The sequence below is a fragment of the Rufibacter sp. XAAS-G3-1 genome, from assembly GCF_013623775.1.
Classification (GTDB): Bacteria; Bacteroidota; Bacteroidia; order Cytophagales; family Hymenobacteraceae; genus Nibribacter.
This window is the reverse complement of sequence record NZ_JABFAM010000015.1, coordinates 56,109-68,257: the sequence shown is the minus strand read 5'-3', so window position 1 is coordinate 68,257 and position 12,149 is coordinate 56,109. Positions and strand designations below refer to the sequence as shown.

Genomic DNA, 12,149 nt, shown 5'->3' with positions numbered 1-12,149 from the left:
CCACCCGGCTAAGTGCCATTATTCACCAGACACAATGTCTCGCAGATAATGTAATTATTTAATAAATGTTGCAATCATAAATAAATTATTTAATATTTCAGAAGTTAACGCTTTATCTCCCACCTCCAAACCTCATTCCCCTATGAGAAAACATCTACTTAGCTTCCTACTACTCTTCTTCCTGCACTTAGCCACGCAGGCCCAGGCTCCTAAAAGAGAGTTCAGGGGTGCCTGGATTGCAACTTATGCCAACATTGACTGGCCTAACCGCACACAGACACCGGCGCAACAACAGGCGGCGCTTATTTCCATCCTGAACCACCACCAGGCTACCGGCATCAACGCCATCTTTCTGCAAGTCAGAAGCCAGAGCGACGCCCTTTACCTCAGCAGCCTTGAACCGGTTTCAGCTGATTTAACCGGTACCCAAGGCAAAAACCCCGGCTGGGATCCCCTGGCTTTCGCGCTGGAGGAAAGCCACAAACGCGGCATGGAACTCCACGCCTGGATCAACCCTTACCGGGCCATCGCGAACGTGAACGGCATTGGGGCGTTTTCGGCACACCACGTAGCCAAACAACACCCAGAATGGCTCATCGCTTCGGGTAACCTGCGCACCCTAGACCCCGGCTTACCCGCCGTGCGCAACCACATCATGACCGTGATCGCTGACATTGTGCAACGCTATGACGTAGACGGCATCCACTTTGACGATTACTTCTACCCCAACGCCGTTTTCAATGACGATGCCACCTATGCGGCCCATTCGCGCGGCATCATTGACCGCGCAGACTGGCGCCGCGACAACGTGAACCTCCTCATCCAACGCGTGCATGATACCATCAATCTCCTGAAGCCGTGGGTAAAGTTTGGGGTATCGCCGTCTGGTATTTACCGCAACAGCACCAACCCAGCCCTTGGAACCAGCACCAGCGGCCTGCAGCATTACGTGACACTCTACGCCGATTCCCGCAAGTGGCTGCAGGAAGGCTGGATAGACTACCTTGCTCCGCAGGTGTACTGGTACATGGGCCAACCGGGGGCCAATTACAGCGTGATTGTGCCTTGGTGGAACAACAACGCGTACGGCCGCCATATCTACATAGGGTTGGCGGGCTACAAAGTGAACGACCCGGCGCAAGGCGCGAACTGGGCCAATCCTTCGCAGATCCCTAACCAAGTCCGGATGAACCGCTCCCTAGAAAATGTGCAGGGCCAGGCCATTTACAACACCAGCAGCCTGCGCACCTCCACCAAACTAGGTTTCAGAGATTCTTTGCGAACCAATTTCTACCAGAAACCCGCCCTACTGCCCAGCATGCCTTGGCGCGACAATACGCCACCGGCGGTTCCTGCCGGCTTGGTGGCCACCAGAACTTCGGCAGACGTGGTGCAACTCACCTGGGAAAAAGCCGATGCGGAAGCAAACGAACTGGACAAGGTTTCCCGCTACGTAGTGTACAGATCAGAAAGTCCGGCAATAACTATTTCCAGCACCGAGCATCTTTTGGCCATCACCAACACGGCCGCCAACACGTTCACAGACAACGTGCCCGATTCGTCTAAAACGTACTTTTACACCATTACCGCGGTAGACCGGTTCCATAACGAGAGCGCTCCCTCCAACGTCACGGACTACACTGCTCCTGTGATTGCCTGCCTGGAGAAACAGACGCTGGCCTTAACAACGTCCTGCGCAGCCCAGGTGCCAGATTACACCGGTTTGATTTCTGTGACCGATGATGTTTCTGGCAAGGAAGGCATTACAGTCACCCAAAGCCCGGCCGCAGGAACCACGGTGTCTGGCACCGGCGAGTTCACGCTCACCATCACCGCCACTGATGCCTCCGGCAAAAGCGCTTCCTGCTCTTTCCTGGTAGAGAAACAAGACGTCACCGCGCCTACGTTCATGCTGGCGGTAAGCCAAAATGTCTCTTTGCAATCTGGCTGTGAGGCCATCGTCCCTGATTTTGTTACCGGCCTAACCGGCACCGATGACTGCGGACAGGTGACCTTCACCCAAAGCCCCCGGGCGGGCTCTATCCTGGCTTCAGGCCACGGCCAGAAACACCTGGTTACCGTTACCGCCCAGGATGCCAGCGGCAATTCTGCGGAAAGAACCGTTACCCTCAACGCGCTGGACACAACGCCACCGGTGCTGTCCGCTAAAAACATTACCCGCACCCTAGTAAATGGTTCTGTGACCGTAACTGCCGCAGAGGTGAACAATGGCTCCTATGACAACTGCGCCCTGGAGGAAGAAAGCTTCACGCTGTCACAGAATACCTTCACCTGCGCCAACATTGGAGAGAACACCGTTACCTTTACCGCTTTGGATAAAAACGGCAACCAGGCCTCTGTTTCGGCTACCATCACCATTGTGGGGGCTGTTCCGGCTCCGGCCATTCTGGTATCCAGAACAGATAAGACCTACACCGGCCTGCCAGAGAACACCATTGCGTTGGGTTATGGCGCCCAAAGCCTCGTACTCACGGCCTCCAACGCCACTTCGGCCCAGGGCAAAACCCTATACACCTGGACTCCGGCCGTCGGCCTAGCTGTGGGAACTGCGGGTACGGCGGTATTCACTCCCCAAGCGGCGGGCACCTACACCTTCACGGTGCTGGCGACCAATGAATTGGGCTGTACAGAAACGGCCCAGGTAACCGTGCAGGTGATTGACGTGCGTTGCGGAAACAAACTGGACAAAGTATTGGTTTGCCACGCCACCGGAAGCGCCAAGAACCCTGCCACGCAGGTGTGTGTGTCACCTAAGGCTGTAGCGGCCCATCTGGCAAAAGGCAGCACACTGGGAGCCTGCGCTTCGGTAGTGGCAAGTTTAGATGCCGTGACGGCTCCGGTACTTACCGCCTATCCTAACCCGTTTGAAGATCAGCTTACCGTCAACTTCACCCTGGTGACTCCTGAGCAGAAAGTTACCCTTGAGCTTTTTGACCTGTATGGCCAGAAAGTAAAACAAGTGTACGAAGGCTCCGCCGAGGCCCACAAAACCTACAGTTTCCCGGTAGCCGCCGGTACGCTGGCTGGCAGGTTCTTCTATGTGCGCCTGGTGACACCCACCCAAACCCACACCTTCAAGATCACCCGCCAATAAACTGCCCGAAAGGTTATAAAGGCAAAAGCACCTACTGATTGTCAGTGGGTGCTTTTACTTTTATAACCTTTCGGGTAGAAGTAGCCGTCTCTTTTGTCCTGCCACATAAAACTGGTTCCCTGGCTTACCGGCGGCCCATAATCACCGCTGTTTTGGGCCTTGTTTTCAGAAAACAAGCGCAAAACGGAGGTTCCTCTTTAGTGGCTCTCGCCTGCCTGAGGCAAGTTTTCTAGTTAGGAATCCATCTCGTCGGCGCTGGGGCCGTAGCTGCCGGGGATGGGCACGTTGAGCAAGCGCAGGAATACGCCCAGTTGCGCCCGGTGGTGGATGATCTGGCTCATGGACATGCGCAGCACCTCGTATTTAGAGGAGGTCATGTAAATCTGGTCGCCGTTGCGGAGCGTCCAGTTATCATGGAGTTGTTCCTCCTCGGCTTTCGCCAGTTGCTCTCTAGCGTCGGCGAGGTGTTTCTCAAAGCAGGCCAAAAGCTCCTGGGTGGAGTTGATCACTTCCGGCGCGTACGGGTTACTGGCAAAATCCAGTTCGCTGGTATTCAACGTCATGCCAATCCAGGACGGCAACTCGGCAATGTGGGTGGCCAGCGTGCGGATGTCCATGCTTCTCTCATGGGGCCTCCAATCATATTGGTCATCTGGGATGCGGGACAGCATCTGGCGGGTGGTCTGGGCTTCGGCCTCCAGCTCTTTGGAAAGCAACTCCAATACGGACATGGTTTGAATCTCTGACATAGGTTGTAGTGGTTAAGTGTTGACCCAAAGAAAAGCCCATCCACTGACAACCCTATGGCAGTCTACTTCCAGAAACCATAAATTATTTTCGCTCATTCATACCACACCAGTAAGTTGAGGAGGCGCAAGCGGTTGGATTGTTGGTGAGAAATGGCGAGAAACCAGCAATGGCGTAAGCTTTTGTTTTACGCCTGTTTTCTGGAAAAACAGGCGTAAAACGGTTACCCAACCTTCCTTTCAATACGGCACGGGCAACTGCTTCATGTACTCGCTTACCGGAATGTGGTCTGTTTTGAGGAAAGGAAGGCTGGTGTTCTGGAGGGTGAGAATGCGGGATACTTTGAAATCGCGGTAGTCCCGGCGTTGGTGGCACCAGCCAATGAGGTGCCAGCTGAAGGCGTAGAAAATCAACCCGATGGGCTCCAGTTGCCGTTTGCTTACTTCCTCGTTTTTGTTTTTGTAGCCTATTTCCAGGATAGAATTATTGGAGATGGCCTGCTGGATGACCGCCAGGTACTCATAGTCATTGTTGAAGCAGGGCGGCATCTGCAGCTTGATGAGGTTGGTGAGGAAGTCCAGCTTTTCTTTCTGGGTGGTGCGCAGCACGGCTTTCACCTTGCTCAACGCCGAGGCATAATGCGTGTGGATGGACTTATCGGTGAAACCGAAGACCATGGCTTCCATCAAAAGCAGCGCGTTGGCTTCTTCGGAGGTAAACGAGACGGGCGGCAGAAAATACCCTTGCACCACAAAATAGCCTTTGTGCGGCTCAAACCCCAGCGGCACACCCTGCTCGCCCAGCGCCTTCACGTCGCGGTACACGGTGCGTACGCTAATGCCGAATGCTTCCGCGATCTTCTCGGCGGTCACGTACTTTTTAGACTGCAGCAAGGTCAATATCCCAAAAAGCCTGTCTACCCGGTTCATGCGTTGATTTGGTTTGCTTTCATAGTCAAATTAGGCATTTCCCCCGCCCCTGTTTTAAGGCTTGTTTTCAGAAACCAGCCTTAAAACAAGCCGCAGAACAGAGCTTATCGTTTCCTTACTGGTTGTCACCGGCAAGGGTCGCTTTCAGCGGATGCCGGAACGTAATCAACCCGAACAGCCCCGCCAGCAAACTGTACACCGCCGCCAGAGCCCACAAGATTTCTGACGGATGGCCCGCCTGCAATCCTTTCAACAGGGCCATCGCCCCGGCGAAAAAGTGCAGGAAATTTCCCACGGCTACCGGCCGCGCGTAGATCCCGCCTATCAGAATTCCTTTCGCCATCCAGTTCAGGAGGGCGAAACCCAGGTACAGCGCACCCAGCAACTGCACCAGTAAAGGAGTCGTTCCGGTGGCCTCCGCCCCCAGGTATTGCAGCATCTCCTGCGGCAGAAAAGAAGCAGTGGCCCCTACAACGGCCATCACGAAAGCACTCGTAAGCATTACCAGTTTTGTGTTCATAGGTAGAAACAAGATAGAAACTTTTGGGCAAGAACGGTAAAAGCAAGCGGGCCAGAAAGAGATAATCCTTTCTGGCCCGCTTGCAAACAAATATCTCTGCTTTGGGGCTGCTTTCCGCAAAACAGCCCCAAAACGCCTCATCCCACTAACCTGTGGCCCACCCCACGGTGCGGTAACTTCACGGTGCTTAATGGTTTAGCAAACACGCGCTTACTTATTTGCTGCCATGCGCGGCAAAGCCCGCCTGTTGCTGAAGGGCCTCTACGGCTCCGGCCAGATACACGAGCGGGGCGTTCCAGTTGATGGCGATTTCATTGGAGGCGTAGGAACAGTCTGAGTCTATGTACATCTCATCTGGCGTGGTAGCGGTGTAGCCGTCGCATTTGTCCTGCTTATTGGCTTGGCCGTTGGTGCCGCCGGAGAGCAAGCCCGGCACGGGCTCCTTGATGCCATCTGCCATGGACGGGCGGTGGTGCGGGTTCATGGTAGATTTCTCCCCGAACCCAGTGACAAAGGAATACCCCACGGCGTTGCGGCCCAAGAGATAATCCAGGTTGGAGAGGGCGGCTTGCAGGTACTTTTTATGGCCGGTAAGTTGATAGGCCTGCACCAGCGCCACGCCCTGGTTGGCCGCCACCGAGGAACTTCCCCAGTTGTAGTCTTCTTTCACTCGGCCCATGGCGGTTCGGTAAGCGCCGGCGGCGGCCCCGGTTACCATACCATCGGCTAGCCGAAGCAGTCTTTTTTTGATCTCAGGCAGATCTTTCTGCACCGCTGCGCTTTGGTGGTCTTTGTTCCGCAGGAGGGTGTAATAGCCCAACAACCGCACCTGCGCCCAGCTTGGGATGGGCATTCTGGCATTGGGCAGCATGTTTACGGCTTTGTAGTAACTTTCTTTCTGGGTGGTGGTGTACAGTTCGGCGGCGGCCCACAGGAACTCATCGCTGAAATCTCTGTCGCCGTAGGCACCGGTGCTCACGTCTGGGTCGAAGCTTTTGTTTAGGGCGTCCTGCTCGTAGGCTAGGTTCGGGTTCTTTTGGGCCCACTCCCACGCTCTGGCGGCGGCGGTGAGGCAAGAGTCAGACAGGCCGGGAAAATCCTGGGAGAAGTTTTGGTACACGCGGCTGGCCTGGGCCATGACGGCGGCAAAGTTGAGCGTGGCCCCGGTTCCTTTCTGCACCACGTACCGCGGCCCCGTGGCTGCGTGGGGCATGATGATCCCGTCAAAGGCCGGATTGGTGAGTTTGTGGTACACGCCGCCATCGGTGGGGTCTTGCATGGTCAGCATCCACCGCAGGTTCCAGAGCGTTTCGTCCAGAATATCGGGCACTTGGTTTGCACTCTCGGGGATGTTCAGTTTCTGGGCCTGGTAGAACCGCGGAAAATCTTCATAGGCCGACAGCAGCGTTCCCATGGTAATGCCGCTGTTCACGATGTACTTGTTATAGTCTCCGGCATCATACCAGCCGCGCGAGGATGAGATGACCGTTCCGGCCGGCCGCTGGGCGGTGGCGGCGGAGGGGTGCACCACCACTTTGCTGTCTGGGTGCCCGGCCGGGCGATGCCATTTTCCGGCGTATTCCTTGGGCAACTCAATGGCCGTGCGCTGGAAGTAAAATCCCTTGATGGCCGCCGCGGCCACGTCCTGGTGCACCTGGGGCTTGATCTCAAACGGATACGAACTGCCCACGCCCGGCACTTCCAGCACGTAAGTTCCATTGGCCTTGTACCCGCTGAAATCGGCTACCCGCGTGGGTTTGCCAGACAACTCGGCGGGCTTCACGTCTGAGAGGTTACCGGTGAATACCGTTTTTGAGCCATCGGCGGTTTTAAGGTAGAACTTACTGGCTTTGTTCTCGCCCACCACCACGGCTATTTTAGCGGCGTTTGGGTAAAAACCGACTTGATTCAGCCGGATGGCCTCCTGGCTGAGTGCCGTATTTTGCGTTGGGGTCTGGGCCTGGGCGCAGAAAACGGAAAGGCAGAGCAGCGCTCTGCTGAGGGTCTGGTAAAAAGGGTGCATGTTTGGGGTTATAATGGCATGCCCGGCACGCGCGGGGCACCTCCTGAAGGACTTACGTTATTTCTCTATTGAATAGCCTGGCTGCTCACCAGCGCTCCTTACCGCTTGAAACGCGGCTCTGCTCTCCTGCTTCATCCTGCCAAGTTAGACAACGCTGGTGCACCAAAATGACCAAAGGTTTCAATCATCCGCATCAGAGGTTACCTCTCCTCTCCCGCTTCTGAATTTATCCTTACACCGCCCAGCGCACCTTTCTTCCCATCCAAGAGCCTGTTTATAGGTTGTATTTAGGAAATTAAGGTAAAAATGAAAGCCCGGTATGCAGATGTACTTCCCAGAACCGCCAGGCAAAACTTCTGCCCTCAAATTCGACCGCGTTTTAGCTCTGTTTTCAGGAAAACAGAGCTAAAACGTCAAGACTCTTTTCTCCTAAACAGTTGCCCTCGCCTCACCCAAAAAGCAACATCGCTTCCAGATACAAAAAGATAGAACTTCAACCAGAACTACATAATACTATTTTATCCTTTTAATGTCATTTTTGACAGGAAAACCTACTGCTGCAAGTTCTACTCAAAAAGTTCGGTTATTATTGCACACCCTTCCGTTTGGAACGAACGGAAAACCTTCACCACGCATCAACCAATCCTACACAATGAGATACATCACCCCACTGGCTTTGGCGGTGGCGCTAGGGGTACAGGCCTGTAGCGGCACGCAAGCTGTTTCAACAAACCAGGCTGTTGCCAGCACCACCCCGCCCACTGCCGCTCCGGCTCCCGCCGAGCCAGCCCGGGACAAGCAGATAGACGACCTGATCTCTAACATGACGGTGGAGGAAAAGGTTGGCCAGATGACCCAGCTCACCATTGACGTTATCCTGAAAGGCAACGAAGTGGCCACCGTAGACACCGCCAAACTCAGGAATGTATTGGTGAACTACCACGTGGGCTCCATCCTGAACGTGCGCAACCGAGCCTACACCATTGACGAGTGGCACCAGATCTTGAACGCCATCCATGACGTGACGGACAAGACCCGGCTGAAGATTCCGGTGATCTACGGGATTGACGCCATCCACGGAAACAACTATTTAGCCGGTACTACCCTTTACCCGCACAACATAGGAATGGCCGCCACCCGTAACCCCGAGTTGGTGAACCGCCTGGCCCAAATCACCGCCCTGGAAACCCGGGCCGCCGGCATTCCGTGGAACTTTGACCCGGTGCTGGACGTAGGCCGTCAGCCGTTGTGGCCGCGCTTTGAGGAAACCTTCGGCGAAGACGTGTTTGTGGTGAAAACCTTGGGTGCCGCCGCCATCAGGGGCTACGAGCAGAACGGCAAGGGGCCTGATTTCTCGGTAGCGGCCAGCATGAAACACTTTCTGGGTTATTCCTACCCTGCCACTGGCAAAGACCGTACGCCATCTTACATTCCGGAGCAGATGCTGCGTGAGATCTTCCTTCCGCCGTTCAAAGCTGCGGTGGAAGCCGGAGCCTCCACCGTCATGATCAACTCCGGCGAAATCAACGGGGTGCCCGTGCACGGCAGCAAGTATTACCTCACGCAAATCCTGCGGAACGAACTAGGCTTCCAGGGCGTGGCCGTGTCTGACTGGGAAGATGTGATTAGGCTGCATACCCGCCACAGAGTAGCCGCCACGCCCAAAGAAGCAGTAAGAATGGCCGTGGAAGCTGGTTTGGACATGAGCATGGTGCCCACCGATTTCTCTTTCTATGACCATTTGGTGGCGTTGGTGAAGGAAGGCAGCATCTCTGAGGAGCGCATCAACCTTTCGGTGCGCCGTATTCTGGCTCTGAAGAAGAAATTGGGCTTGTTTGAGCAGGTTAGGCCGAAAGCAGCCCTCAAAACCACTATCCATAAACCGGAGTTCGACCAGGTATCACTGCAGTCTGCGCTGGAAAGCATTACCCTGCTGAAAAACAACAACCAGGTACTGCCCCTCAAGAAGAGCAGCAAGATTCTGGTAGCCGGGCCAACCGCCAACACGCTGGGCGCACTGCACGGCAGCTGGTCATATACCTGGCAAGGAAACGATGAGTCGCAGTACCCGGCCAAAGCCAAAACCGTGGTGCAAGGCCTCAGCGCCAAGATAGGCAAAGACCGCGTGATTTCCCGTTCCGTAGCAGATTTCACCCATGCCGCCAATTACAACGTGGCCCAACTGAAAAAAGACGCGGCCCAAGCCCAGGCCATTGTGCTGTGCCTAGGCGAGAAAGCGTACGCCGAAAGCCCCGGCGTAATTGACGACCTGGATCTGGAAGAAAACCAACTGGCTTTGGTGAGAGCCGCCAAAGAAACCGGTAAACCCGTGATCATTGTGCTGCTGGAAGGCAGGCCGCGCGTACTGTCTTCGGTAGAGCCCTTGGCCGATGCCGTGGTGATGGCGTACAGACCGGCAACCTTCGGGGCGACGGCTATCGCCGATGTGCTGTTCGGGGATTACAACCCAGACGGCGTGTTGCCCTTCACGTACCCACGCTTCTCCGGAGACGTGCTGACCTATGACCACAAAGGCACTGAGGTCATCCGCGAAGATGTACCAAACGTGGCGGGCAACCGTGGTTTCAACCCGCAGTGGTCGTTCGGACACGGGTTAAGCTACACCACCTTCGCCTTCTCTGACCTGCGCACCGACAAAACCACGTTCAGCAACAATGACAACCTCCGCGTCACCGTGAAAGTGCGGAACACCGGAAGCAAAGCCGGCAAGAAAGCCGTGGAACTGTACAGCCACGACCAATACGCCAGCATCACGCCTGCCGCCAGACGCCTGCGTGCTTTCACTAAAGTGGCCTTGCAGCCCGGCGAAGAGAAAGAAGTAAGCTTCACGATCTCCGCCAAAGACTTAGCCTTCGTAAACGAGGCCGGCCAATGGGTAACCGAGCCCGGCGCGTTCGACCTGATGGTAGGCGACCAGAAAACCGTGGTTACGCTACAGTAAGCAAAAGCCATTTAGGGGCTGTTTTCCCAAAAACAGCCCCTAAACAAGGACTAATTGATCGCTTCGTCTAAGGAGGAGATGGTGATGCGCAGAAACCCACCCCTCTGAGGAGGGGAATACGTTTTTGTAGGAGAAAGGAATTTATGCAAGAGACAAGGCAGTGCCTGGTCTCTACAGGTTCCATCATCACCGCTTCCGCTACATTCCCCTTTCCAGTCTTCCCCGAGCGCGCCTCGCTTTTGGCCCTGGACAAACACCAACTAAGAGAGACAGACAGTTCAGGCCGAAAGGGCAGTGCGAGAGGGAAAGACGGGGCCTCGCGGCCGTGAGCGCATACCGCCAAAAATGAAACAATACAGCACTTGCACCCACCGAATAAGCGGACAAGCCAGGGGAACACCGTAAGGCATGCACAAACTAATATCCAAGCTCTAAGCGGCAGGCCAAGGGAAAAGCGTAAGGCGTGCCCCACCAATCTCCTTAAAGAAGCCAGCCCCAGGCAAAAGCCAACCCGCAGAAATGAACCAATAGGGCATCACCTAATAACAGAAAGCCCGGTCTAACAGACAACACATCTGGTCAAACCGGACTTCTTCCTGTTCAATACACTTGATCTTCAAGCTTGTTTTAGGCCTGTTTTCAAGAAACCACCCTTAAAACGGGAACCAAACACCTTAAATGAACACCCTGGAGCCGGAATAGTTCTGCCGGAACTCTTTGGGCGTACAGCCATTCTTCCGTTTAAAAATTCGGTTGAAGTAAGAAAGATTATTGAAGCCGCATTTAAAGGACACCTCTGAGATGGTCTCAGTGGTGTCAATGAGCATACGGGAGGCGTGGCCTAACCTAATCTCGTTCAGGCTTTCTATGAAGGTCTTTCCCGTTCGTTTTTTGATAAACCGGCTGAAAGAGACCTCGGGCATGTTCACCACTTTGGCCACATCGGCCAGGGAAACCTCTTTGTCATAGTAGGTCTGCATGTACTCAAAGGCCTTTTCAATGCGACGGCTGTAGTAAGTGAACTGGTCTGAGGTAAAGGTGCTGTTGGAGAGCGTGCGCATGTTACGGGAGATAGACAGATCATGCAGAATAGAAATCAGTTCCAGCACCGAGTCAAAACCGCCCTTTTGGGTCAGTTGCTCCAACCGCGGCCGGAACGCCTCTTTGATCTCGCGGGAAAAAGAAATGCCTTTGCCGGCCCGTTCCAACAAGGCTCTGATGAAGCTTAACTGGTTCCGGCGCAGGAATTTCTCGTCTAAAAGATCCTTGTGAAACTGGATGGTGATTTCTACAATCTTCTTGCTTTTGCACTGGTGCGTAAACCAGCCGTGCGGCAAATTACTGCCTACCAACACCAATTCCAGATCATCAATGATCTCCACGTGGTCTCCTACCACCCGTTTGGCACCGGCGGCGTTGCAGATGAAGTTCAACTCAAAGTCTTCATGGTAGTGAAGCGGAAAATTAAACTCCTCCTTTACCCGGGAAAATAAGGTGAAGCAATCGTTTTGGGTTAAAGGGGTAATCTCACGGTAGATTGAGCTCATAATAGCTGAATTATAACGTTAAGTTACTCAATATGATCTATACTTATTAAGATACTGATAAAAAAATACTACTGTTTAGATGTATATACATCTGAACTTACCTCTTTACAGTGAGAACCTTTAGAGCAGTTTTGCCACATCAGCTTGGATTTATCTTTTCAACTCGCCGCCAAATGGTTAAAACAAACCTTCTTTTAACAACCATTTTTACAATATCAACAAAATAGCAGAGCCTTTACAGCGGCTACCTCTGATTTTTAAAAAACAGCCCAAAAACTGCCCGCTAAGCTAAAGACAAGCAAGAGA

7 protein-coding genes are annotated in these 12,149 nt (G+C 54.0%); 2 read left to right on the top strand and 5 right to left on the bottom strand.

Annotated elements, in window-relative coordinates:
* Positions 1-142: 142 nt before the first annotated feature.
* Positions 143-3,115, top strand: a complete 2,973-nt coding sequence (locus tag HHO50_RS16485; protein WP_181307514.1) for a family 10 glycosylhydrolase — start codon at positions 143-145, stop codon at positions 3,113-3,115.
* A gap of 233 nt (positions 3,116-3,348) precedes the next feature.
* On the opposite strand, the gene HHO50_RS16480 is transcribed toward HHO50_RS16485, so the two are convergent.
* The 4 genes from HHO50_RS16480 to HHO50_RS16465 all read right to left on the bottom strand — a co-directional run bounded on the left by HHO50_RS16480 (position 3,349) and on the right by HHO50_RS16465 (position 7,334).
* Complete coding sequence (locus HHO50_RS16480; RefSeq protein ID WP_370457618.1) at positions 3,349-3,864, bottom strand: DinB family protein; 516 nt, start codon at positions 3,862-3,864, stop codon at positions 3,349-3,351.
* Positions 3,865-4,101: 237 nt separating this feature from the next.
* A complete protein-coding gene (locus tag HHO50_RS16475; RefSeq protein WP_181307512.1) occupies positions 4,102-4,791 on the bottom strand; it encodes a YafY family protein in 690 nt (229 codons plus the stop codon).
* Between the two features lie 115 nt (positions 4,792-4,906).
* The gene (locus HHO50_RS16470; protein WP_181307510.1) at positions 4,907-5,311 is read right to left on the bottom strand and encodes a hypothetical protein; all 405 of its coding nucleotides are present in this window, start codon (positions 5,309-5,311) and stop codon (positions 4,907-4,909) included.
* Positions 5,312-5,525: 214 nt separating this feature from the next.
* Entirely contained in the window at positions 5,526-7,334 is a 1,809-nt protein-coding gene (locus HHO50_RS16465; RefSeq protein WP_181307508.1) for a glycoside hydrolase family 9 protein, read from the bottom strand.
* A gap of 652 nt (positions 7,335-7,986) precedes the next feature.
* Between HHO50_RS16465 and HHO50_RS16460 the strand changes: the two genes are divergently transcribed.
* Positions 7,987-10,296, top strand: a complete 2,310-nt coding sequence (locus HHO50_RS16460; protein ID WP_181307506.1) for a glycoside hydrolase family 3 N-terminal domain-containing protein — start codon at positions 7,987-7,989, stop codon at positions 10,294-10,296.
* A gap of 674 nt (positions 10,297-10,970) precedes the next feature.
* On the opposite strand, the gene HHO50_RS16455 is transcribed toward HHO50_RS16460, so the two are convergent.
* Complete coding sequence (locus HHO50_RS16455; RefSeq protein ID WP_181307504.1) at positions 10,971-11,843, bottom strand: AraC family transcriptional regulator; 873 nt, start codon at positions 11,841-11,843, stop codon at positions 10,971-10,973.
* Positions 11,844-12,149 lie beyond the last annotated feature (306 nt).

Bases quoted from the DNA above. Each gene is read 5' to 3' on its own strand.
- HHO50_RS16465 (WP_181307508.1), bottom strand. From the start codon at position 7,334: ATGCACCCTTTTTACCAGACCCTCAGCAGAGCGCTGCTCTGCCTTTCC.
- HHO50_RS16455 (WP_181307504.1), bottom strand. From the start codon at position 11,843: ATGAGCTCAATCTACCGTGAGATTACCCCTTTAACCCAAAACGATTGC.
- HHO50_RS16475 (WP_181307512.1), bottom strand. From the start codon at position 4,791: ATGAACCGGGTAGACAGGCTTTTTGGGATATTGACCTTGCTGCAGTCT.
- HHO50_RS16470 (WP_181307510.1), bottom strand. From the start codon at position 5,311: ATGAACACAAAACTGGTAATGCTTACGAGTGCTTTCGTGATGGCCGTT.
- HHO50_RS16460 (WP_181307506.1), top strand. From the start codon at position 7,987: ATGAGATACATCACCCCACTGGCTTTGGCGGTGGCGCTAGGGGTACAG.
- HHO50_RS16480 (WP_370457618.1), bottom strand. From the start codon at position 3,864: ATGTCAGAGATTCAAACCATGTCCGTATTGGAGTTGCTTTCCAAAGAG.
- HHO50_RS16485 (WP_181307514.1), top strand. From the start codon at position 143: ATGAGAAAACATCTACTTAGCTTCCTACTACTCTTCTTCCTGCACTTA.